The following is a 23,414-nucleotide window of genomic DNA, read 5'->3' on the forward strand; positions in this document are numbered from 1 at the left end:
TGGGCATGGGCGTTCGGCTGTCTCGACCGGGGCCTGCTGGAATCGGCTGGGGGAGGGGCTTTGCGGCCCTCCTTACGCGCGGCGGACGGGGTGGCGCACTGCGGTGAGGAGGTTCTCCGGCTTCGTGCGGCGGGGGTCGCCCAAGTAGATCTCGTGGTGCAGACGCACGGCAGGTACGGCGCCGTGCGCGTCGAGGGCGTCGAGCAGCGCCTCGTCGCTGGCCGGATCGGCGATGTCGTCCTCGCGCCCCGATGCGGCGATGAACGCCTCGAGCGCTGCGACGGTGACGGGCTCGTCATCGTACGGCCCTTTGTGCATGACGTGGGCGCACGGCCCCTCGGCGAACCGCACGAGGCGCACGCGGCCCACATCGGCCCCCGGCTTCTTTGCCGCCACGCGCTCGCGCGCCCAGGCAAACGCTTCCGGCGTGACGAAATCCGGCTGGCGGATCAGCGACGCCCAGTGAAGCGCGCTCTTGTCCGCGATGCGCGTCCCGTCGAATCCGCCGCCCCACCACAGCCCCTCGAGCGGCGGCACCACGTAATCGAAGTAGCCTTCCGGCTGCCAGTCGCCCTTCTTCGCCATCTTGATGGTGAACGAGAGGGCGTAGAGCGCCTCGAGCGCCTCAGCGTATGCGCCTCCCTCCTCGTTCGGGTCGCCCGTGCCCGTCGCGGCAAGAAACGTCATCGGGCCGACGTCGATCAGCGTCGGGGTGGCTTTCGGCAGGTAGAGGTCGCGGTATTCCTTCTTGAAATCGAATGCGGCGGTCATGGGACGCTCCTTGCTCTTTGTTCGTTCGGCGTGCTTGCTCGATTCGTTGGAAGCCAGCGGACGTTGCGGTCGGAAACGGCGCGAAGGGCGGAGCGGGACGCGACGTCGGCGCGCGGCGGAGCGTGGCCGTGTCCTGCTGCCGGGTTTCGCGCCTTCGGATCGGCTTTTCGAGATTGAGGGCGGTCAACCTCGACTTCGAAGGCGGACGCCGCTCCTTCGGGCGGCTCCTATTTTAGGGTCGTCCGGGCGGGTTCTCCGCATTCGCGCTGGGGAGTTCGAGGCTGCATCGGGTGTTTCGCGCTTGCCCGAGCCGGGTGCCTCGCCCGCCTTTCTAGCGCGCCTCGTCCGGTGCGGCACCTTGCCAGCGCTCGAGGGCGGGAAGCAGCGCCTCCATATAGGCGCGGGCCTCGCTTTCGGTGAAGGGCGCGTCGGGCGTCGCCATGTGCTCAACGCAGATCTCCACCATGTCCTGCATGGTGCATTCTCCCTGGTAGGCTCCGCTTTCGTAGCACCACTTGCAAAAGCGCTCGCTCGGCGAGCCGTCGGCCTCGGTGCCCAGCAGGTCGGGGCTGGCAAGCGGCATGCCGCAGCTTTGGCACACGGTTTGCAGCGGCATGTCCAGAAGCGCCTCTACGGGCACGTGGAACTCGGTGGCGATGAGCTTGAGCGTGTCGATGCCGGGCTTCGTTTCGCCGCATTCCCAGCGCGACACGGCCTGTCGCGTGACGAACAGCCGCTCGGCCATCTCGCTTTGGGTGAGGCCGCTGCTTTCGCGCAGTTCGATGAGCGTGTCTTTGATGGCCATGATGTCCTCGTTTCTCGTTGGGCTCGCATGCGGGCGCGAGCTCAGGTACGGGTGTGGTCGCGCTCGCCCGGCGCGCCTGGGTGCGATCTCGGGACGCTCGAACGTGCGACGTGGGCGCGTGCGGGCGAGCCTTTGCCGGGTGGCGAGCGCATGCGGACGACCTCATAGAACCATGCGCGTCCATCGCCGTCAAGCAACCGTCCGTTGCCTGTCGGGGCTCCGCGCGCTCAGTGCGACGCGCCCATGCTCGGCGTCGTGGCGTGGACGACCGCGCCTTGGGTCGTCCGTTTCTCCCGCAGTCGTCTGCGGTCGCCCCGCAAAGGTGCAGCTGCGCTTGCCTCGTTTCTGCGTGCGGCCCCTCGCGTTGCTTGCGTTCGTCGCCCGTACGTCTGCGAGGCCGCGTTCTGCGCCGCTCCGCTCCCTCAGCCCTCCACGAACGTTCCGCGCTTGAACGCGGTGAACCACGCATGCTCGTCGCCCCAGGGCTTCACGTCGAGACGGGACAGCACAAGGCTTGCGAACTCCACGCTCGCTGCGCCGTTGGCGGTGATGAACGCCCCGCCGTCTACAGCCGGCGCGCTTCGGAAAAGCCCCTGCCCCCGATAGGCGGGCGCGAACTCGGCGAACTCGAAGGCGGCGTTTCCCGTGTGCTCGCATGCGTCCAGGTATCCGTGCTGGGCGAGGAACGTGCAGGCGCCGCAGATGGCCGCCACGGGGATGCCGCGCGCCACGCATGCGTCCACCGCGCGCAGCACGGCGTCGTTCGAACCGTCGAGCCACGTTTCCCCGCCCACGAGCATGAGCAGACGCGTATCGTCGGGCAGCTTGTCGGATGCGAGGTCCGCGGCGACCGTCCAGCCGCCGATGGAGCGCCGCGGCGTGCCGTCTGCCGACATCGTGAGCACGCGGTATCCGGCATCCGGCTTGTTGAGCTCCGCGCAGGCAAGCCCCGCCTCCCAATCGGCGAAGCGCTCAGGCAGGTAGGCGATGACGCTTCCCTTCGATGGCTCTTTCATAGCTCGTGTCCTTTCGCTCGGTGTGCTGACGAGGGCCACGATATCGAACATAACCGGACAAGGTATGTCCGGTTATCAAAAAAACTACCGTCCTTTTTCAATCGCGAGGTAGTGCAGCTGGTGGGCGAACCTTTGGAAGAGCGCGTAGCGCGTCGCCGTTTCTCCCAGGTCGTATGCGTCTGCGTATCCGCGCTCCCGAAGCTTGACGACGATCTCGTGGCTCTCGCGTCCGAACTCTGAGCATACGAGCACCGTGTGCGTTTTGTCGGGAAGCCTTTGCTCCAAATTCTCGATCACGTGATCGGTGACAAGGTCGTCGAGCGGACGATGCGGATCGTCGAAGGCGTAGATGGAATCGGCAAGGGGCAGCTTGAAGGCCTTGGCGTACGGTCGGGCATCGACAAGGTGGCATCGCGCTTTGGTTTCGATGGCGTTCAAGGTGCGCTCAAGGAAGATGAAGTACCCCGCTTTGCCGGATGCTTTCGAGAACCTTCTTCCTCTCAAGTACTTCACCGGAGCCCAGAAGGGCAGGTCGAAGAGGATGAGGAGCGCGTGCGCGAGAGCGAGAGTTAGGCAGATGACCGATGTGGCAATCCAAAATATCCGGGTGATGTTGTTCATTTGGGCGAAGAGAATGCTTCCTATGAAGCAGAAAAGGAACGATACCAGCATTATGCAGTTGGACATCGTGGCGGAAATGTATCGTGCGCTGATCTGCTTCGAAAACCGCTGAACGAGCTGTTTTCTCTCATTGGCCGCAATGTCCTGGGCAAGCGCGTCGTTTCGGGCTTCCGCTTTTGCCCCAAGAAGGGCTAAATGCTCGACCTCTTCTAGCAGTTCACCGCCTTTGGATCGCGTGCGTTTTTCGAAAGGGTTGCTGAACACGTGAAATGCCTTGGTAGGCCCCGTGAAGAAGGCGATGAGCGATAAGGCGGCGATTGCGAAGTCCCGTATTCCTTCTAGTAAAGACATGGTGATCCTTTCTCGTGGAAGAGCTGTTTATCGAAGGGCCGTCGCGAGGGCGCGCAAATCCTTCGCCAACGTGCGAAGGGGCACAAGCGTGACGGCGACGGTCACGCCGACGAGCACGGTCGCGGTAAGAACGTTGCACAGGCTTTCAGGTGCGGTCGACTCGACCCAGGAGCATGCGAGCGTGACGGCCATTATGATGAGGGCCAGGATGAGCAACGGGCTTGCGCACTTCATGATGCCGGCGATCGCAGCGCCCGCAGATCCGTCGAGCGCTGCCCCAAGGGCGTCGAAAAAGCCCGAAACGCACGATGCGATCATATCGATGAGGTTTCGCCAGTAGCGCATGAGCAAAAACCACGCGTCGCAAACAGAGCACCAGAGCAAAAACGCCCCAACGAAGCCGAAGGGGATGGCCGCATCGGTTTCGATGGAGGGCGGGAACGAGGGCAGGGACATCGCCAAGAGCGCGCTTGCGATGGTGGGGACGGCGAAGTCCTTGCAGAGCTGAAGGGCCGCGTCGAGCGGCGAAAGACGGGGGATGGGGAATTCGGTGGTCATCGTGCTTCCTTTCTTGGCAGGGGTGCAAAAGGGAGAAGAAAGGAAACCCGGAGGCCCGATGTTGTTTTGAAAGGGGAGGAAAAGGGAAATGCGGCAACGCGAAAGTCTCATGCTCATCGTTCCTTCAAATGCTCACGTGTCTCAAATGCTGTGCGTACGTTATATGCTGATTAAATTTATAACAGAAAGGTCGGGGCAATTGCAAGAGGGCGGCGCAAAAATGTTTGGGATCGCCTAGACCGCCTAACCCTCCTCGCAGCGCCGCACGAGGGCGGCGGCTTCGTCGCGCAGCCACGCCCGCAGGTGCGCGGGCTCCTCCACGTACAGGTTCGCGCCGAACGACAGCAGGTGGCGGCGTGCACGTTCGGTGGGCTCGGCGCGCAGCTCCACGCGCAGACGACCATCGTCCAAGCGCTCGATGGCGGCGGGGTCGAACTCCTCGCGCACGCGGCCCTCGTCGCCCGAGAACAAGAGCACGAGGCGCTCCTCGCGGCCGTTGGGGCGGGGCTTTGCCAGGTCGGGCGGCAGCGGGCGCGGCTCGAATGCATCCTCGCCCAGTTCGAGGGAGCCCTCCTCCATGCGGACGATCTTGAACGTGCGCCATTCCGCGCGCTCGCGGCACCAAGCGCGGACGTACCACGAGCGTTCCTTGTACACGAGCTTCGCCGGCTCCACGGTGCGCCTCGTCATGCGCCCGTTGGCGTCGCAGTAGCGAAATACGAGCGGCCTTCGCTCCACGATGGCGCGCCTCACCAGATCGAATGTGCGCCGATGCGCGGGCGGCGCGCCCCAGAACGAGAAATCGATGTCCAGCCAGTCGGCGCCCTCGCGGCGAAAGAGGCGTGCCATGCGCTCGGTCAGCCCCCTGTCGTCCGCCGCGCCGGTTTGGCGCAGCGCCGCGAGCCCGGCGAGTATCTCGGCTTGGTCGGTTTCGGTCACGAGCGACCGGTCGAGCACGTAGCCGTCTGCCAGGTGAACGCCGCCGCCCCTCCCGCGCGTCATGTACACGGGCACGCCCGCGGCTGAAAGCGCCTCCACGTCGCGGCGCACGGTGCGCGCGGACACCTCCAGGTGGTCGGCCAGATCGCCGGTGGTGCGCGGCGAGCGCTCCATCAGCAGAAAGACGATCTCGAACAAGCGCTGCGACTGCATGGATCACCGCCTTTCCGCTGAGGCGCGCCGAGAAGCCGCCGCGTCGGTGGTGCTTTCCGGGCGCTTTTCGGACGTGTACTCTGCGGGCGCGTTCTTTGCCTTTGCGAGCGTGCGTTCTGCGAAGGCGAGCTCCGTAGAGATGCGTTCCGCAAGTGCGTGTTCCGCGGAGATGCGTCCTGCGGACGTGCGCTCTGTGGCGGCGCTTTTCGTGGACGCAGGTTCTGCGGATGCGATCCCGGCGGATACGTTTCTTACAGATGTGCGTTCTGCAAGCGCCAGCCCTATGGATGCGCGCTCCTCGGATTGGACTTCTGTGGGCGCGTTCCTTGCGTGCGCGCGCTCCGCGGATGTGCGCTTTTCGGAATCGCCCCTTTCGAGCGCGCGGGCGGCCCGTGCCGCGTTCGTCCGCGCCGTGTCTGTACGGTCGGGTGTGCGCACGGCGTGCGGACGCATGCAGGCGAGGATGGGAAGGGGACTCGTGCCGGTTCCTTTTATGCAAGGGTGGAGGAGCTGCATGCGCTTTATGGTACCACGACATGCATGCGCTGCCGCGATGCCGCCGGGGCTGGGTGGGCGCTGCCGCATCTGCGGCGGGTGGGGGCTGAAGGCCTTGCTTGCGCCGAAGCCCCCCTCTTTTTTTCTGCCGAAAGGTCCTTTCCGCGAAAGGTCCTTTCCGTTGAAGATTCCCTTCTGTCGGAAGTCGCTCCCGTGGAAAGCCCTTTTCGCCGGAAGCGCGATGCCCCCCTTCCTCGGTGCTGCCGCATCTCCGGACGCCCCTCGCGCCGCGCAGGGCGCGGAACCGCGCATGCGGGATGCTCCCGCGCCTTTCTCGCTACGTCTCCCATTCGCCTACGCGCTCGCTCGTCCCGTGACAGCCCGCTCGCTCACCCCGCCCGTCCTGCGATTGTCGCTTGCCTCGAACCTCGCCGCTCGCCCGCTCGACCTGCACGTCCCGCGCCCGTCGCTTGCCCGCCTTGCGCTCGTTGCGCGCCCCTCGCCTCTTATTGACATTCGTTCAATGAAGAGGCATACTGGGTTCCACGGAATGATCGAACGGCGAAAGGAGCCTCGTGGCGCGCACGGTGAAGGATCCGGAGGAGCGGAGGAGGGAGATACTCGATGCGGCCATGCGGCTGTTCGCGGAACGCGGTTACGACGCGGTGTCGATGCGCGACATCTCGCGCGCCGCGGGCATCACGGCGGGGCTGTGCTATCACTATTTCGACTCCAAGCAGAAGCTGTTCGCCGACGCGATGGACGTCTATGCGCATGAGTGCGCAGATGAGTTCCTGCCCATTCTCGACGATGCGCGCCTGACGCTCGCCGAGAAGATGGATGCCCTGTTCGCGGCTGCGGCGGAAGAGAACAGCCTGCGCTATCACGAGTTCTTCCATGCGCAGGGCAGCCGCGCGTTCCATCGCCAGCTGTTCTTCGCCCTGTCCGAGCGGCTGCGTCCCCATGTGCTGGTCGCCGTGAACGCCGACGCCCGCCGCCGCGGCATGGCGGTGGAAAGCCCCGAGGTGCTGGTGGATTTCATTTTGAACGGCCAGTTGGGCATCATGACCGCGCCCGATGCGCCCGACCGGCGGAAGCTCGCGCTCGTACGCGGGTATCTCGACGTGCTGCTGGCATCGCAGACGCGCCCCGCGCCGTAGCCCTTCGCGTAAGCCCTGGCCCCGCGCAGCCGCTTCCGGTGGCGCGCCGGGGCTTTCTTTCGGCAAAGTTATTGAATATTGTTCAATGAAAGGAGCGAGAAATGAGAAAAGAAGAAGAGGGAAAGGAAAGGGAAGGAGGAACGGAGGAGATGGAGGATTCGAAAAAGAGGAGAGGAGCGGGAGAAGGGGAGAAGCGGAAAGGGAAGAAGCAGGAAGGGGGGAATCGGGAAGAAAAGAAGCAAGAAGAAAAGAAGCAAGAAGGGAAGAGGCGGGAAGGGGGGAATCGGGAAGAGGGGGAGGAGGCGCAGCGGAAGCGCGAGCAGTCCCGTCGGGCGTTCGACCTTCAAGCTGCCACCTACGACGAGGATATGAAGGGCGCCCATGCGCGCTCGCTCTACCCGCACGTGCTGGCGTCGTTGCGGGAGCGCGCTGCCGCCTTGGCCGCGGGCGCGGATGGCGGCGCTTCCCCGTCGTGCTGTCGGACGACGCGCATCCCGCATGGTTCGCGTCCTGCGCGCATCCCGCACGTTTCGCGTCCCGCGCGCAGCCCTCATATCCCGCACGTTTCGCGCCCTTTGCGCTCTCCGCGCGATTCGCGCGCTCCGTTCGATTCGCGCGTCCGTCGCGCGTCCTCGATATGTTCCGCCGAGGTCCCCGAGCGCGCTCCCGCCCTTGCCGTTCGCCTCGCGCGCCCGTTGCGCATCCTCGATATGGGCTGCGGCACCGGCGCGCTGGCGCAGCAGGTGCTGGAGGCGTTTCCCTCTTGCGAGCTTGCCGGCATCGACCTCTCCGAGCGGATGCTCTCCCGTGCCGCCGCGCGCCTTGGCTCCCGCGCGCGGCTGATGCGCGCGGACAGCGAGCGGCTTCCGTTTCCGGACGGGCTGTTCGACCTCGTGTACTGCAACGATTCGTTCCATCATTACCCCGATCCGCATCGCGCCGCATTTCAGGCGTGGCGCGTGCTGGCGGCGGGCGGCGCTTTCGTCATCGGCGATTGCTGGCAGCCTGCGCCCGCCCGCGCGCTCATGAACGCGTTCATGAAGCGCAGCCCCGAGGGCGATGTGCGCATCTATGGCGAATCGGAGCTGTGCGCCATCCTCTCCCCGTGGTTTGCCCGGGTGGAGTGGCGCCGCGTGGGTTTCCGCTCCTGCCTTGCGGTTGCGGTCAAGTAGGGGGCTTGCGGCGACCTCGTGAAAGACGGCCCGCCTCGCAAGGGACGCGGCGGGCGGCTGCGCGGAATATGCGCTGCGGGGGCGCGGTGGCGATCAAGCGGGGCTTCCTTCGCTTGCGCCGCTTGCTCGGTCCGTCTCTCCAACGCCGCCCGCAGGCGTTCCGGCGGGGGCGATCAGGCAAGGCGGTGCGTCTTCCTCATCGCGGAACCGTGCGGCGGGGCGTTTGCGGGGTTGCGCGGCGGGTTCGCGAGCGCCCCGCCTCCCTCCCCCTTCTCCGACCGCGTTGCGCTTGCGGGGCGGGGCGGCTGCGAGCGAAGGGGGGTCGGAAACGGCGTGGCGTGCGGAGGGCGCCGGAGCGGGGCTGGGCTGGGCGCTACAAGGGCTTCTGCTGGTACAGCCCCTTGTCCTGGAATCCCAGACTGCGGTAGTACCCCCGGGTTCCCACGGCACTGATCACGTTGAGGGCTTCGTAACCGGCCTTGCGGGCGATGTCGGCTGCGGCCTCGACGAGCCGCTTGCCCAAGCCGAGGTGCTGGGCGCCGGCGCCCGTGCGGTGCAGCTTGGCCACGGCGCCGTACACGTGCACCTCGCGTATCATGGCCTCGCCAGGGCCGATGGGGAAGTTGGCGAACCGTTTCCGCAGGTCGTCCACGGAAGCGGAAAAGGGCAGCGACAGGCGCAGGAACGCGGCGATGCGCCCGTCCGGCGAGGTCCATTGCAAGAAGCGCTCGCTTGCCACCGCGGTCTCGTACGCCACGACGGAAAGCGCCAGCGCGCCCACGTCGGCCCCGTCCGTGCCGATCTCGCGTGTGCGGATCTCCTCGAAGCGCACGCCGGCCTCCCGCGCCCGTTGCTCCACCAGCTGGCGCAGGTTCACCTTCTTGTTGCCCGCCACGATGTCGTGCGACGAGATGTCGCGGATCATGCGCGAGATGCGCGTGTAGGGCGGCGTGGCGGCGGCATCCGCCACCAGCACGTCGAGCAGCTCCTCCTCGGTGTAGGGCCGCCAGCTGCCGTCGCGGTAGCGCGCCATCAGGCCGGTCCCGTCCACGAGCGCGCACGGGTACAGCTTCACCTCGTCGGGCAAAAACGCCGGGTCGGTAACGAGGCGGCGGTAGTCGCGCTTGTCGGCTGCGGTCGTGGCGCCGAGGAGGTTCGCCATGAAGTGGGCGTGGATCTTGAAGCCAAACAGGCGCAGCAGCGAAAACGCCTCCGCGATGCGCTCCGAAGAGAGGCAACGCTCGTTCAACGAGAGGATGCGCCCATCGAGGCTTTGCACGCCGATCTGCACTTTCGTGCAGCCGAGACGCCGCAGCCCCGCCAGCGCCTCGGGCGTGACGGCATCGGGCCGCGTTTCCACCACGAGCCCCACCACGCGGTGCGCCGCATGCTCGTTGGCGGCGTGCTGGCGTTCAAGCTCGGCGAGGCCGGTCGTCTGCTCGGCGGCAAGGCGCTCCCACGGGCTGCCGGAGCCGTACAGGCGCGCCATCGCGTCGTTGTAGCGCAGCGCGCCGGCGTTCACCTGCCGCTGGGCGTCGGCGGCGAACGCCGCGGCCTCCTCGCGGGTTTCGGGGACGCCGGCCTCCCGATAGCGTGCGCGGCGGGCTTCCATGCGGGTCCGCCGCTGCTCCTCGTCGCCTTCGCCCGCCTCGTTCAGCGCGCGGAACAGCTCGCTCGCAAACCAGATGCGGTAGCCCTCGGGGTAGTCGCTCCACGTGCCGCCCAAGACGATCAGTTCCACCTTGTCGGTGACGTGGCCCATCTGCTCGAGCGTGCTCAGGCGCGCCGCCACCTGCAGATACGGGTCGAAGAACGCGCGCTCGGCGCGCTGGCACGCGGGCTCGTCGGCCAGGTAGCTTTTCGGCATGCGCAGGTCGTTGGGGCAGTACAGGCAGTTGCTGGCGCACGGCCACGGCTTCGTGAGCACGGTGATGGTGGCCACGCCCGACGCCGTGCGCCGCGGCTTCACGCGCAGAAGCTGCACGAGGCGCGCCTCCAGCGCCTCGTCGATGCCCCAGCTGCGCCAGCGGGCGGGGTCGTCGCGCTTCACCTGCCGGTAGTAGGGGAAGAGCTGCTTTTTGGCGAAGTGGTCGGCGTTGTCCGCGCGTCCCTCGTTGCGCTTGCGGATGATGCGCGCCACCGCCTTGCCGTCCACGGCGGGCGCGCCCGGCGCGTCCCGCTCACGACGCAGCTCTTCCAGTATGTCCAGCAGGATCTCTTCCATCGCCTCGCCTATTCCACCCGCAGCACCGGGTTCTTTCATCGTTCGCCTATTCCACCCGCAGCACCAGGTAGCTGTTAAGGGCGCCGTCGCGACCGTCGGCGCGGAAGCGGGCGGCCTCTTTGGCGGTGCCGGCCACGGAGGCCGCCAGCGCGTCGATCTCCTCGTCGGAGAAGCTGTGGCAGTAGCGGTAAGCCCCCGGCTCGTCCTTCCAGCCCAGCAGTCGATCGCCGGCGTCGAGCGGCGGTAGGCCCAGATCGCGCAGGCCGTGCTCGTGCGTGGCCTCTGCTTTGCGTGCCAACAGGGGGTTCTCCAAGAAGCGCCAGAGCGACACGATGACGAATCCGCCCGGCCGCACCTTCGCCGCCAGCGCCGCCAGCACCTCTTGCCGCCAGCGCGGAAGCGGGATGTGGTGCAGGAATCCGAACGAGACGGCCAGATCGCAGCGGGGCACCCGCAGCGCTGCGGCCAGCGCCGCTTCGCCGCCGCGCTCCTCGGCGTCCAGCGCCGCCAGCACGTCGAGGCTTTGGTGGCGCCAGCGGAGAGAGCCGGCGGTCCGGTTGCCGAAGGCGGCCTCCTCGGCGGGGTTCGGCCTCCACGGCGCGCCGGCCACCAGCGCGTCGCAGTCGTCTGCCGTGTGAAGCGTCAGGTCGGTGTCGGCCAGCTCCTCTGCCAGAAACGCTTCGAAGCGCAGGTTCCCGCATGCGAGGTCGAGCACGGAAAGTGCGGGCCGCGCATGCTCCGGACGCAGGGTTTTCGCGTCGGTGCCCCCTTGTCGCGCCCGCGCGTCTTCCCGCGCTCCCGCGCCCCCTTGCCGCCCCTGCAGGCCGCTCCGCTCGTTTGCGTCCCCGCGCGCGGCCTGCGCCCTCGCGTCTTCGTTTTCGAGCGCGGCTTTCGCCCCCGCGTCTTCGCCCCCGCGCGCGACTCCTGCCTTCGCCCTTCCGCCCGCGCGTGCGCCCTCCGCGTCGGCGTCGGCGCCCGCCCTCCCGTCCGCCGGCTGCGCCTTCCGCGCCCACTCCAAGCAGCGCCGCCATCCTTCCCACGGCGCGGTGCGCGTGGCGGAAAACGACGCGCTGCATCGCTGGTAGAAGCGCTTGTTCACGGCGCAGAGCGCGCGGGCGGTGGCGTTATCCACGGCAGGTTTCCCCGGCAGGGCGCATCGCGCGCTACGCTTCCAAGGCCGCTTCGATGGCGGCCAGCAGGTCGTCGTAGCGGTCGAACGCGGGCAGGTCGGGATTCTCGGCCTTGATGGCCTCGGTGCTGCGGAAGAGGAAGCCGGCCTTGCTGGCGCGGATCATGGCGAGGTCGTTGTGGCTGTCGCCGGCGGCGATGGTCTGGCAGCCGGCCGACTGCAGCGCGCGCACGGTGTCCAGCTTGGAGTTCGGCGTGCGCATGCGCCAGCCCGTCACGGTGCCGTCGGCGCTTGCGTCCAGCTCGTTGCAGAAGAGCGTCGGCCAGCCCAGCTTTTCCATGAGGGGGCGTGCGAACTGGGTGAACGTGTCGCTGATGATGACGACCTGCGTCCGGGCGCGCAAGCTGTCCAAAAACCCGCGCGCACCCGGCAGCGGCTCGATGCCTGCGATGACCCGCTGGATCTCCGCCAGCCCCAGGCCGTGCTCGCGCAGGATGTCCAGCCGATAGGCCATGAGCTTGTCGTAGTCGGGTTCGTCGCGCGTGGTGCGGGCGAGCGCCGGGATGCCGCTCTCCTCGGCGAATGCGATCCATATCTCGGGCACCAGCACCCCTTCGAGGTCGAGGCAGACGATGTTCATGGCGGCTCCTTCGCAAGATGGTTGCGGGCACGGCTTTTGCTGCGCCTATGGTGCCTTCCGCCTCCGCTGCACGCAACCCTGCCATCGGGAAAAGCGGGCAATTTCCTGCCGAGGGGCGGGGCGAGCGGTTTACCCGCCCTCCGTCCGACCCTTCTCGCACCCCCTTCGCCGCATCATCCCCGCTCTTTCGGCCCCTCCTTTCCTCATTGGTCGAAGGGCGCTGGTTAGGGGCGAGTTTGCCCGACGATGAGACTTGCTGCGAGAAGGCCTTCGCTGACGAGGCGGCATCGGCAAGGGCGTTCCGCGGGGCCGGGGCGACGGGGCTTGCGTTTCGGCGCGCCACCTGCCACCTAACTGCCGACCTTGCCCCGTGCGCGAAATCGGCCCGGTTTTGGCCGCGGGCCCGTTCTGGCGCGAATCGGCCTCCCTGGGCGCATCAGAATCTTGCTACCGGGCCTTTTGCCGGAAAGGCCTTCCGGGGGAGGGCTCTCGAGCCCCGCTTTTTCGCGACAGAACGGGATTCCGTGGCCAAAACCGCGCCGTTCGCGTGCGCGCGCCGCATGCCGTCAGGCGACGAAGTGAGGTCCTCCGGCAGCAAGTCGGATTCGCCTGCCCGCGCTCGCAAGGGCGCATGGCGAGCATCCGTGAGCCCGCCGAGAAGTCGGATTCGCCTGGCTGCGCTCGCAAGAGGCCGTTCCGAACACGGTGGGCGTTCCCAGCCTCGGTCGGAATCGCGCGCTTGCAAGGAGGAAGCGCTGCAAGTGCTACATGGGGAAGTGCCTGCAGGCGCGCAGTCGGGCTCGCGCGCTCGCAAAGGCCGCCCGCAGGAAGACGGCCGCGCTCCCGGGTGCGCCGGCCCCATCGCGTGCGAGTCCGCGTCGAGCGGTGTCAGGGGGCGTGAGCGTCAGGCGCCCTCGATCGCGCAGGTCATCGTCTTCCCGCAGCGCCTCTTTCCGATGGAGTTGTGTCGATGTCGTCGTGCGGAGCCTCTCCGGATGCGCGCTTCCCAGATGCGCGTGCGGCCAGCGCCGCGTTCGCGCGGTCAAGCGCCGCGCGAACGGTGTGCGGGCGGGCGCGGGCGAGGGCGGGGAAGGGCGTGGGCGGCTCCGGGTCATCCGAGAAGCCGTCGAGTTCCTTGCGCAGCCATGCCACGTCGCGCCATGCGCCCGCCTTCCATCCTGCGTTCGGCTGCAGCCCGATGCGCTCGAACCCGAGTTCCGCATGCAGCCGCTCGCTGGCGACGTTCGTCACAGTGACCAGCGCGTATGCAGCTTTCAGCCCTTGCGCTCGGACGAGGTCGAGCAGCGCCTCGTACAGCGCGCGCCCGACTCCCCGTCCGCAGATGTCGGGTGCGAGGTACACCGACAACTCGGCGTTCCATCGGTAGGCGGCGCGCGTATGCTGCGCGGCCGCGTGCGCATACCCGACGATCTTGCCCGAGCGTTCGGCGACCAGGAAGGGGTGCGTCGCCCTGATGCCGGCTATGCGCGCGCGGAAGGCGTCGGGGGCGGGCACGGTCTCTTCGAACGTGACGGCCGTCGCCACGTAGGGTGCGTACACGGCCAGGATGCCGTCCGCGTCATCGTCGTCGGCGAGGCGGATGCGGATGGGGGCCGTCTCTAGGTCGGTGCGACTGGGGCGGAGGCCGGATGCGGGCGCGCCGCTGCGCACGGATCCCGCCTCCGCTCGGATGCGCGCCGCGGGGTCGGTCGCTGGCGCCTGATCGGGCGTGCGCGCGACGGCGCCGTTCGCGGCGGCTGACCCACCGGGAGTTGCGGGAATGCGCGCATCGTCGGCTGCGCTCGCGTTCGGAGCTTGGGCGCGAGCTGCAGATTTGGAGACAGGTTCCATGGCGAGGCCTTTCGTGCGGGAGGACGTTGCTCCTTCCCATGGTATCACGGGCGATTAAAGGCGGCGCACGCGCTGCGTCGCCTCGGCTGCGTTGTTTCCGACTGCCGAAGGCGCAGGCGCCGTCCGTGCGGTGCGCCGATGCGCGGGTGGGCGGGCGCAGTGCGAAAAGCGCAAACGGGCGGGATCGGAGGGGGTGCTGGGCGGAAGGGGCTCGTTGAACGCGAAAGCTCGGTCGGCGCGAATGGGGGCGCTCGGGCGGCGTACGAGGCTGCCGAACGGCAGGGGCCGCAATGCTCGGTGCGCCATGCGGTCGGCGGCTGGGCGCTTGGCGCACCGAGCGCGCGATGCGGCTCGGCGTGGGTGCCGGTCCGTCGTGCCTGGGCGATGCCGAGGTGGTGGCGAGGCCGGATCGCTTGTCGTGGAAGCCTCCGGCCTCATCGCGCCTTGACGGGGCCGCGGATGGCGCGCTTGCCGCAGGGCGGGCTTTTCGGCGTCGCGAGACGAAGCATCGAACGCCCTCTTGGAGCGGCTTCGGACGGCTTGAAAACCCGTGGCTCTCCTATGTTGATTGCCCTGCGCGCACTTGCCGCCTCGCCTTCGATAAGGAATACTTCCTAGGCGAAGGCGCTTCGCGTGCCTGGGGAAGCATCGGCGTCGGCGTGTGCGCCGGGAGACGAGCGTGACTGTGAACTGGGATGCCATAGGAAGAAAGGCGCGGAAGGCGCCTCTGCCGGCGAAAGTCGCCCTTGCGGCGTGCGTCGGCGTGTTCGCGCTTTCGAGCGCGATAGGCGTCGCTTCGGCCCTGTCCCCGGTTCCCGAGACGCCCATCCCGCCCTCCTCGTCGGCTTTCTCCGCGGCGGACGCTGCGGTTGAGGTCGAGTTCGAAGGGGCGGCGGCCGTCCCGTCTGACGGCCAGGCTGAACCGTCTTCCCTCCCGGGCGCTTCCGCCTCCGATCCCTTCGCCGTGGCTGCCGAGGCGCGTGCGGCTCTCGATTGCGCTGCGTCTTCGGACGGGCTCAGCCTCTTCGACGGTTCCGACGGCGCGTCCCGCGTGCTCGACTCCGGCGAGGCGCCCGATGTGGAGGCCGCCATCGCAGCCTTCGCCGATGCGGATTGCAGCGTGGGATTCGTCGTGTACGATTTGGCGGCGCAGCGCGGTCTGAGCTACAACGCCGACGGCATGTACTTCTGCGCGAGCACCGTCAAGGCTCCGTTCGTTTCGTACGTGCTGCAAGACGCCGTGGCCGGCGGAACGGCCTCGCTCGACGACGAGGTCGAAGAAGATCTGGTCGTGGAAGGTACCGGCATCATGTCCGAAGACGATGTCGGATCTTACGATCTGCGCACGGTGGTCGAGAACACCCTCATCCATTCCGACAACACGGGCTACGCGCTTTTGCGCGAGCGTTTCGGGGCGGACGGCTTCGAGGCGTGGTGCGAGCGGGCCGATGTGGACACGGCGACGTGGTCGGGCGAATGGTATCCTTCGTGCGCGCCGCGTGATCTGGCGAAACTGTGGGTCAACATCGGGGCTTTCCTTATGGGCGACGATCCGAATGCGCAGTGGTGCCAAAGTCTGCTCGAACGCACGCGCGTTTCGTTTTTGCGAGAGGCCCTCGGCCCTGATCGCACCGTGCTCTCGAAGCCGGGTTACGAGGTGGACATCCCCGGATACAGCACGGCTGCGCTTGACGACGCGGGTTTGGTGGTTGACGGCGACGGTGCGTATGTGGTGGCCATCATGTCCGACGCCGGATACGACGACGAGCATTTTACGGACAACGAGCACCTCATCGTCGATCTTGCGGCGGCGCTCGATGCCGCGCATGATCGGCTGTTGGTCGAAAGCGAGGTTTCATAATGGTTCGCACGATGCCGACGGGTCGAAGGGCCCGCACGGTTGCAGCGGGCGCGCTCGCGTGCCTGCTCGCCTTCTGCCTGGGGCTTTCCGCGATTTCCATCGCCCCGGCCCGCAGCGCGTGGGCCGACGAGGCAACGGAGGCCGACGATGCCGAGGCGGCTCGTCAGGCCGCCGATGAGGCTCAGCAGGCTGCCGACGAGGCGCAGTCCGCCGTGGATGAAGCGCAGTCGGCGCTTGACGGGGCGGAAGGGCGCATGGCGTCGATCGCCTCCGAATGCGAGGAGCTCAAGCAGGAGATCGCAGAGCTGCAGGAGCGCATCGACGAGACGGCGGCCCAGGCCATGGAGGCGCAGGCCGCCGTGGTGGAGGGGCGCAACGCCTTGGCGAAAAGCGTCGCCTACGAATACGCCAACGGCGGCACCGCGGAGTCGGTGCTCGCGCTGCTCTTGGAATCGTCCGATTTCGGCGAGCTTTTGCGCAACCTCGCTTATCTCGACAGCGTCATGCGCTACCAAGCCGACGAGGTGGCTGCGCAGAAAGAGCGCTCCGCTCGGTTCGACGGTCTCGTGGCCGATCTCAACGAGCAGAAAGACGCCCAGGACGAAAAGCTCGTCGAGCTTGAGGATAAGCGCGCCGAGGCCGAACGGCTGGTGGCCGACGCCTCGTCGTCGCTGCAAAGCGCTCAGAGCGTCCACGGCGACCAAGCCGCCCGGCTCGAGGAGCTCAAGCGTAAGGCCGAAGAGATGGCCGCCGTCGGCGAGGTGAGCGAGCCGGTGGCCGTCGAGGACGCGAACACGAACACGATGCGCCCTGGCGACCAGCAGCAGGAGGTGAAGCCCGATCCCGAGCCTGAGCCTGACGAGGGGGAAGGGGGCGATGCGGGCGCCGAGGGCTCGAATCCCGGCGGCGAAACAGGGCCGAGTGCGGGCGTGGGCTGGTCCACCGGCGTCGCCTCGGCGTACGGTGGATCCACCGATCCCTACACGCCGAACCCCGGCATCACGGCTACGGGCGACGTGTGCGATGACTGGTCCATGGGCGTGGCGGTGCCCATGGCGTGGGATCGCTACTGGCAGTACTATGGGCGGACGGTCGAGATATCCTACAACGGCATCACCGTGTTCGCCATTGTGAACGACTGCGGTTACATGGGGGGCGGCAGCCGCTCCCTCGATTTGCAGCCCGGCGTGTGGAAGGCGTTCGGCTATTCATCCTGCACCGAATGGGGTCTGCGCACCGTGCAGTACCGCTTCCTGTAGCGCCTGCCCCGCCTTGCGGGCGGCGCGCCCGTCCGTTGCGATCGACCCGTACGCGCTCGTGCGGCGTGCTCCGCGGCCTTTCCCGGTTTGGCGGAAAGGCCGCCTTTTCGCAGCGCTCTTGACGGGCGCGGCTCTCGCGCGAGCGGTCGGAATGCGCTATACTGCATCTTTACATGCGACGACGAAGACGGCGTCGCGCAGGGTTTGCCGCCTTCAGAGACGGGCTCCTCGGCTGAAAGGGCTCGGACGGCACGCGCGACGGTTCCCTTCCGAGCTGCGAGGCTGAACGCGGGGCGCGCGAGCGCGGACGTTCAGTAGGCCTTGCCGGGTGCTCCCGTCACAGGGCGAAAACGAGCGGGCGGTTCGATGGCCGCGATGCGGGCTTTGGCGTGCGCGCCGGGCCGACGCGCACGCGGTAGGGCCGTCAACCGAGGTGGTACCGCGAGAGCCTTCTCTCGTCCTTGGATCCGGGGCTGCGCCCCGCACGGCAAGGACGAGAGAAGGCTCTTTTGCTTGCGACGGGGTTCGGGCTCCGTCTCGTGGAAAAGGACGGAAAGGGAAGAAGGGCATATGGCAATCGTAGAGGATGTGGCGGCGCTGCGCGAGCGGACTCTCGCGTCCGTCGAGCAGGCGGCCGACACCGCGGCGCTCGACCAGGTGCGCGTGGCCGCGCTCGGCAAGTCCGGCGCGCTCACGGGGTATCTGCGCAGCATGGGGCAGGTCCCCAAGGAGGAGCGCGCCTTGGTGGGCAAGGCGGTGAACGAGGCGCGCGTCGCCGTGGAGGAGGCGCTTGCCGCGCGCAAAGCCGCGCTCGAGGCCGCCGAGCTGGCCGCGGCCATCGATGCGGCGGCGGTGGACGTGACGCTGCCGGGCCGCGCCCAGCAGGTGGGCACGCGGCATCTCATCAATCGTATCGCCGACGAGGTGAGCGAGATCTTTTTGGGATTGGGCTACTCGGTGGCGCAGGGACCCGAGGTGGAGACGTGCTATTACAACTTCGAGGCTTTGAACGCGCCCGCCGACCATCCGAGCCGCGGTTTGGCCGACACGTTCTACGTGGTCGATCGCTCTGGCGCCGCATGCAACGTCCGCGGCGAGTCGGATGTGCTCTTGCGCACGCAGACCTCCGGCGTGCAGGTGCACGCGATGGAGGATAGGGAACCGCCCATCTACGTGATCGCTCCAGGCAAGGTGTACCGTCGCGACGTGGCCGATCCGTCCCATCTTCCCCAGTTCACGCAGATCGAGGGCCTGGTGGTGGACGAGGGCATCACGTTCGGCGACCTCAAGGGCACGCTCGACTACCTGTGCAAGCAGCTGTTCGGCGAGGAGCGCAAGACGCGGTTCCGCGCCCACTACTTCCCGTTCACGGAGCCGTCGGCCGAGGTGGACGTGAGCTGCGGCATCTGCCACGGCGAGGGCTGCCGCTTCTGCAAGGGCACCGGCTGGCTGGAGATCCTCGGCTGCGGCATGGTGGACCCGAACGTGCTGTCCATGTCCGGCATCGACCCCGAGAAGTACTCCGGTTTCGCGTTCGGCATGGGGGTGGAGCGCATCGCCTGCCTGAAGTACAACGTGCCGGATTTGAGGATGCTGCTGGAGGGGGACATGCGCTTCTTGAGGCAGTTTTAGGATTCCGCGATCGGAATCGCCGTCGATGTTGCGGTTGGCTGCGGCACCTGACCGTCGCGCGATGCCGAAACGCGCCGCTTCGACTTCTCCGGGCAGGGCGCGCTCGGCCAGGCGTTTGGCGAGGGATCGAACGATCCGCCGGGCTGTCCGGCGTGCGCCGAGGCGCTTTGTCTTCGCCGAACCGCGAATCTCGGGCATTGCGACCCTCCTCGACGGCTTTGTTGGACTTGGGGCGTTTTCAAGATAGGAAGATGCGATATGAAGGTATCTCTCAAATGGCTGTCCGAGTACGTGGACGTGCCAGCCGACACCAAGGCGTTCTGCGACCGGCTCGACCTGACGGGCACGGGCGTGGAGGGCGTGGAAAGGACGGGTGCCGCGCTCGAGGGCGTGGTGGTCGGGCACGTGGAGACGTGCGAGCCTCATCCCGACAGCGACCATATGCACGTGGTTTCGGTGGACGTGGGCGCGGATGAGCCGGTGCAAATCGTCTGCGGTGCGCCGAACATCGCAGCTGGCATCAAGGTGCCGGTTGCCACCGTGGGCGCGGTTTTGCCCGGCGATGTCAAGATCAAGAAGTCGAAGCTGCGCGGCGTCGTCAGCTGCGGCATGTGCTGCTCGCGGCGCGAGCTCGGCATGGGGGCCGATCACGAGGGCATTTGGATTCTGCCCGACGACGCGCCGGTCGGCATGCCCGTCGCCGATTACGCGAAGCTCTCCGACACGGTTCTCGATCTCGAGATCACGCCGAACCGTCCCGACTGCCTGAGCGTGGCGGGTTTCGCGCGCGAGGTGGGCGCGATGTACGGGCGCGACTGGAACGACCCTCTGCCCGAGATGGCGGCGAAGTTGCGGCTCGATGCGTCCGCGACGCCGGTGGACGAGGCCGTGAGCGTGGACATCGAGGATCCGGCACGCTGCCCGCGTTACACCGCGCGCATCATCCGCGGTTGCAAGGTCGGGCCGAGCCCCGACTGGATGGTCGAGCGCCTGGCGGCCATCGGCCAGCGCTCCGTCAACAACGTCGTGGACGTGACGAACTACATCCTGTTCTTGTTCGGCCAGCCGCTGCACGCGTTCGACCTGGACAAGCTCGAAGGCTCCGACGGCCGAGTGCGCGTCGTCGTGCGTGCTGCCGAAGACGGCGAGCGCCTGACCACGCTCGATGGCGAGGAGCGCGCGCTCACGTCCGACATGACCGTCATCGCCACTCCCGAGCGGGGCGCGGTGGCGCTTGCCGGCGTCATGGGCGGGCTCGACACCGAAGTGACAGACGCTACGGTGAACATCTTGCTGGAGGCTGCGACGTTCGAGCCCGGCCGCACGAGCCGCACGAGCCGCAACCTCGGCCTCATCTCCGAGAGCTCCATGCGCTACGAGCGCGGCGTGGACGATCACGGCATCGAGGCGCGCTCGGCCGCGGCTGCCGCCCTCATCGTGGAGGTGGCCGGCGGCGCGGTGAGCGCGGCGCGCGCCGACGCGAGCGGCATCGTGGATGCGTGGCCGCTGCCGTCCGAGCCGCGCGCTCTGCGCTTCCGCGTGCCGCGCTTCTGCGCCATGATGGGCGCCGACATCCCGCGCGACTTCATCGAGGACGCCCTTGCGCGCCTCGGTTGCACGGTGGCCGGAACCGAGGTCGGCGGCGACGCAGCGGGCGACGCCGACGCGCTGTCCGTTGTCGCGCCCACGTTCCGGCCCGACCTCGAGCGGGAGATCGACCTGTACGAGGAGGTGCTGCGCCTTTGGGGCATGGACCGCATTCCGGCGACGCTGCCCGGCGGACCGGGCCGCGTGGGTTCACGCACGCGCGACGAGCATGTGATGGATACGATCGGCAGAACGCTGCGCGCAAGCGGTCTTAACGAGACGATGACGTACTCGTTCGCCGAACCGGGCGACCTCGACCGTTTGCGCATGCCGCGCGAGGGGTTGGGCGAGCCGGTGGAGCTCATCAACCCGCTCAACGCCGATCAGTCCGTCATGCGCCAGAGCATCGTCCCCGGTCTTGTCCGCAGCGTCGCGTACAACCAGAGCCGCGGGGTGAGGAACGTGCAGCTTTACGAGACGGGCATCGTATTCTACGCTCACGAGGGGAGGAAGCAGCCGAAGGAGAAGCGCAAGGTGGCCGGCGTGCTGGCTGGCGCGATGCGCGATGCGGGATGGAACGACGCGCCCGCTGCGTTCGACTTCTTCGACGCCAAGGGCGTGGTGGAGAGCATTGCGCGCGAACTGGCGCTACCGAAGCTGCGCTTCAAGGCGCTTTCGGCCGACGAGGCCCCTCACTTGCAGCCGGGTCGCGCGGCCGCCGTGCTGTCGGGCGGCACCGAGCTCGGCTGGGTGGGCGAGCTGCATCCGCTTGCGGTGGACGCCTATGGCGCCCAGGCGCCGGTCGTGGCGTTCGAGCTGGATGCGGACGCGCTCGTGAAGGCGAGCCGCCCTGCGCGAGACTACGTGGACGTGCCGACGTTCCCCGCCGTGTCCGTGGACGTGGCTTTCGTGGTGGACGAGGCTGTCACCTGCGAAAGGCTCATGCAGTGCATGACCTCGGCCGGCGGGAAGCTTCTGGAGGGCGCGCGCCTGTTCGACGTGTACCGCGACGAGGGGCGCGTCGGCGTCGGCAGGAAGTCCATGGCGTTCGCCCTCACGTACCGTGCCGCCGACCGCACGCTCACGGGCGAAGAGGTGGACAAGGCTCACGAGCGCCTTGTGAAGAAGGTGTGCGCAGCCACCGGCGCGGAGGTGCGGGGGTAGGGCCGTGCGAACCGCTCCGGTTCGCAGACGCGCGGTCTAACGTGCATCTGCGGGGGCGTCCGCACCGCATCGTTTCGCAGCCGCGCAGCGTCGGACCGCCTGCGACCGGGCGGGCGCAGGCGGTCCCTTGGCCGTTGGCTTTCGACGGAACGGATCGGTGCCAGGTTCGTCGCAGCGCGGGGATGCGCACCGGCGCATCGCGTGCGTCGAGCGGGAGATGCGCGCTTTCGGGCACACTCGTCGCCGCGTCTCCGGCGCCGGGGCGGCTGCCGTCCCCTCGGAAAAGGCGATGCCCGCCGCTTCCGGTGTTTTGCGGCGTTCCTCGCGTTGCGCGCTCCCTGTGGGGCTGCGGCGCTATAATGGGGCGCATCGCATATGGGGCGCGGGAGCCGCAGGATGCCCGCGTCGCCTCGGGAAGGGTTTGGCCGAAGGAGAAGGGCGGCGGATCGTGGGCGGCAGCATCGCAATCGTGACGGACACCAACAGCGGCATCATGCGCGCCGAGGCCGACGCGCTCGGCGTGCATGTGGTGCCCATGCCCTTCGTCGTCGACGGCGTCGAGTGCTTCGAGGGAGTGAACCTCGAGGCTCCCGCGTTTTACGCGCGTCTTGCCGACGGCGCGGACATCGTCACCTCGCAGCCTTCGATAGTCGACCTCGGAAAGCTGTGGGTCGAGGTGCTCGAAGCGCACGACGAGCTACCCTACCTTCCCATGTCAAGCGGGTTGTCGGGTTCGTGCGAGACGGCGCGCGCCCTCGCCGAGCAGCATTTCCCCGGTCGCGTGCACGTGGTGGACAACCAGCGCATTTCCGTCACGCAGCGCGAGGCCGTGCTCGATGCGCTGCGATGGATCGCCGAAGGCCGCACCGCCGCCGAAACCGTGGCGCTCCTTGAACGCACGAAGCTTGACGCGAGCATCTATCTCATGGTGGACACGCTTGATTACCTGCGCAAAGGGGGTCGTATCACGCCGGCGGTGGCCTCCATCGGCTCGCTTTTGAAAATCAAGCCCGTCCTGCAGATCCAAGGCGACAAGCTCGACGCGTTCTCCGTGTCGAAGTCGTTCAAGGCCGCCAAGCGCACGATGCTGCGCGCGCTCGCGATCGACGTCGAGAACCGCTTCGGCGGGGTGGGCAACGTGCATCTTTACGTGGCCCATACGAACCGCGACGACGATGCCGCTGCGTTCGCCGACGAGGTTCGTGCCCATTTCAGCTCCGACGACGTCTATGTCGACCGGCTTCCTCTGAGCATCGCCTGCCATGTCGGACCCGGCGCCCTCGGCATCGGCTGCACGAAGCGCCAGTTCGAAACCTGTTGAGTTCGAAACCCGCCAGCTGAAAGCTTCTTCGCGCTGGACGCTATCGCCAGGCGGACAAGCGCGCTTGTGGAGCTCTTCGCGTCGGCGCATCGTTCGCGGCGGCGCTGCTGCGGCGTCCCTTCTTCGAAAAAGGGCCGTCCGGGCTCGCGCCCGTTGGAAGTGGGCCCTTTGGGCGCATTCGATAGGCGAGGAGCCATGCGCGATGGCGGCGCTCGCCGAGCCGGGGGCGTGCTGCAAGGCTTTGGATTCCCTGGCTGCTGCTTCGATTCCCGAATCCTTGTAACCACCGACCACCATTCGTATGCTCGGGAGCGATCTTCATGGGCGGTTCCGGCGCTTCCCAATCTGTCGGAGGCTGTCGTGGCGATGCCGGTGATCGCTGTCGTCGGTCGCTGCGTTCCAGGGCGACTTTTTGGTGGCTGGTCGAAGGAATGCTCTCATCCATGCAAAAAAGACACGGCGATGTGCGGATCGTCTATCCGTGCGGGCGGTGCGAGAGGTTCCGAATGCGCGATGGTGCGGCTCCGTTTTGCTCGCCGACCATAAGCCGGTTTGCCTATCAATGGCGTCCGACAATGGTCAACTGTTCCGGCAGACGGCCTGATCGGGGGGGGGGGGGGGCGGTATTTAAATGTGCAAAACGCG

General features: G+C 67.5%; 17 protein-coding genes. 7 read left to right on the forward strand and 10 right to left on the reverse strand.

The window, feature by feature from the left end; genetic code table 11:
- Positions 1–72: 72 nt before the first annotated feature.
- The 6 genes from B5F40_RS13580 to B5F40_RS13605 all read right to left on the reverse strand — a co-directional run bounded on the left by B5F40_RS13580 (position 73) and on the right by B5F40_RS13605 (position 5,274).
- A complete protein-coding gene (locus B5F40_RS13580) occupies positions 73–771 on the reverse strand; it encodes a GyrI-like domain-containing protein (protein WP_087194816.1) in 699 nt (232 codons plus the stop codon).
- A gap of 331 nt (positions 772–1,102) precedes the next feature.
- A complete protein-coding gene (locus tag B5F40_RS13585; protein ID WP_087194817.1) occupies positions 1,103–1,576 on the reverse strand; it encodes a zinc ribbon domain-containing protein in 474 nt (157 codons plus the stop codon).
- Positions 1,577–1,998: 422 nt separating this feature from the next.
- Positions 1,999–2,592 carry a DJ-1/PfpI family protein gene (locus tag B5F40_RS13590; protein WP_162610991.1) on the reverse strand — a complete coding sequence of 198 codons (594 nt, stop codon included), beginning with the start codon at positions 2,590–2,592 and terminating at the stop codon, positions 1,999–2,001.
- Positions 2,593–2,676: 84 nt separating this feature from the next.
- The gene (locus tag B5F40_RS16035; protein WP_140396510.1) at positions 2,677–3,213 is read right to left on the reverse strand and encodes a hypothetical protein; all 537 of its coding nucleotides are present in this window, start codon (positions 3,211–3,213) and stop codon (positions 2,677–2,679) included.
- A gap of 378 nt (positions 3,214–3,591) precedes the next feature.
- Complete coding sequence (locus B5F40_RS13600) at positions 3,592–4,122, reverse strand: hypothetical protein (protein WP_087194820.1); 531 nt, start codon at positions 4,120–4,122, stop codon at positions 3,592–3,594.
- Between the two features lie 243 nt (positions 4,123–4,365).
- Positions 4,366–5,274 (reverse strand): helix-turn-helix transcriptional regulator, encoded by a 909-nt coding sequence (locus tag B5F40_RS13605; protein ID WP_087194821.1) that lies wholly within the window; start codon positions 5,272–5,274, stop codon positions 4,366–4,368.
- A gap of 1,070 nt (positions 5,275–6,344) precedes the next feature.
- Here B5F40_RS13605 and B5F40_RS13615 point away from each other — a divergent pair.
- Both B5F40_RS13615 and B5F40_RS13620 read left to right on the forward strand, forming a co-directional pair.
- Positions 6,345–6,929, forward strand: coding sequence for a TetR/AcrR family transcriptional regulator (locus tag B5F40_RS13615; protein WP_087194823.1), 585 nt, complete (start codon positions 6,345–6,347; stop codon positions 6,927–6,929).
- A 101-nt stretch (positions 6,930–7,030) separates the two neighbouring features.
- Entirely contained in the window at positions 7,031–8,101 is a 1,071-nt protein-coding gene (locus B5F40_RS13620) for a class I SAM-dependent methyltransferase (protein WP_239443068.1), read from the forward strand.
- Positions 8,102–8,474: 373 nt separating this feature from the next.
- On the opposite strand, the gene B5F40_RS13625 is transcribed toward B5F40_RS13620, so the two are convergent.
- From B5F40_RS13625 to B5F40_RS13640, 4 genes are all read right to left on the reverse strand, one after another.
- Entirely contained in the window at positions 8,475–10,364 is a 1,890-nt protein-coding gene (locus B5F40_RS13625; RefSeq protein WP_239443069.1) for an elongator complex protein 3, read from the reverse strand.
- Positions 10,365–10,371: 7 nt separating this feature from the next.
- Positions 10,372–11,457 carry a hypothetical protein gene (locus B5F40_RS13630; RefSeq protein ID WP_087194825.1) on the reverse strand — a complete coding sequence of 362 codons (1,086 nt, stop codon included), beginning with the start codon at positions 11,455–11,457 and terminating at the stop codon, positions 10,372–10,374.
- Between the two features lie 31 nt (positions 11,458–11,488).
- Positions 11,489–12,094, reverse strand: coding sequence for a bifunctional phosphoserine phosphatase/homoserine phosphotransferase ThrH (gene thrH, locus B5F40_RS13635; protein WP_087194826.1), 606 nt, complete (start codon positions 12,092–12,094; stop codon positions 11,489–11,491).
- A gap of 927 nt (positions 12,095–13,021) precedes the next feature.
- Entirely contained in the window at positions 13,022–13,945 is a 924-nt protein-coding gene (locus B5F40_RS13640) for a GNAT family N-acetyltransferase (RefSeq protein WP_087194827.1), read from the reverse strand.
- A gap of 679 nt (positions 13,946–14,624) precedes the next feature.
- Between B5F40_RS13640 and B5F40_RS13650 the strand changes: the two genes are divergently transcribed.
- The 5 genes from B5F40_RS13650 to B5F40_RS13670 all read left to right on the forward strand — a co-directional run bounded on the left by B5F40_RS13650 (position 14,625) and on the right by B5F40_RS13670 (position 22,769).
- Positions 14,625–15,806 carry a serine hydrolase gene (locus tag B5F40_RS13650; protein ID WP_239443070.1) on the forward strand — a complete coding sequence of 394 codons (1,182 nt, stop codon included), beginning with the start codon at positions 14,625–14,627 and terminating at the stop codon, positions 15,804–15,806.
- On the forward strand, positions 15,806–17,065 hold the full coding sequence (locus B5F40_RS13655) for a coiled-coil domain-containing protein (RefSeq protein WP_087194829.1): 1,260 nt from the start codon (positions 15,806–15,808) through the stop codon (positions 17,063–17,065). The genes B5F40_RS13650 and B5F40_RS13655 overlap by 1 nt, the downstream gene beginning before the upstream one ends.
- Before the next feature lie 570 nt (positions 17,066–17,635).
- A complete protein-coding gene (gene pheS, locus B5F40_RS13660; RefSeq protein ID WP_087194830.1) occupies positions 17,636–18,697 on the forward strand; it encodes a phenylalanine--tRNA ligase subunit alpha in 1,062 nt (353 codons plus the stop codon).
- Between the two features lie 258 nt (positions 18,698–18,955).
- Entirely contained in the window at positions 18,956–21,448 is a 2,493-nt protein-coding gene (gene pheT / locus B5F40_RS13665; RefSeq protein ID WP_087194831.1) for a phenylalanine--tRNA ligase subunit beta, read from the forward strand.
- Positions 21,449–21,896: 448 nt separating this feature from the next.
- A complete protein-coding gene (locus tag B5F40_RS13670; RefSeq protein ID WP_204217429.1) occupies positions 21,897–22,769 on the forward strand; it encodes a DegV family protein in 873 nt (290 codons plus the stop codon).
- Positions 22,770–23,414 lie beyond the last annotated feature (645 nt).

Origin of the sequence: Gordonibacter sp. An230, from assembly GCF_002159915.1 — a bacterium.
Taxonomy (GTDB): Bacteria; Actinomycetota; Coriobacteriia; order Coriobacteriales; family Eggerthellaceae; genus Rubneribacter.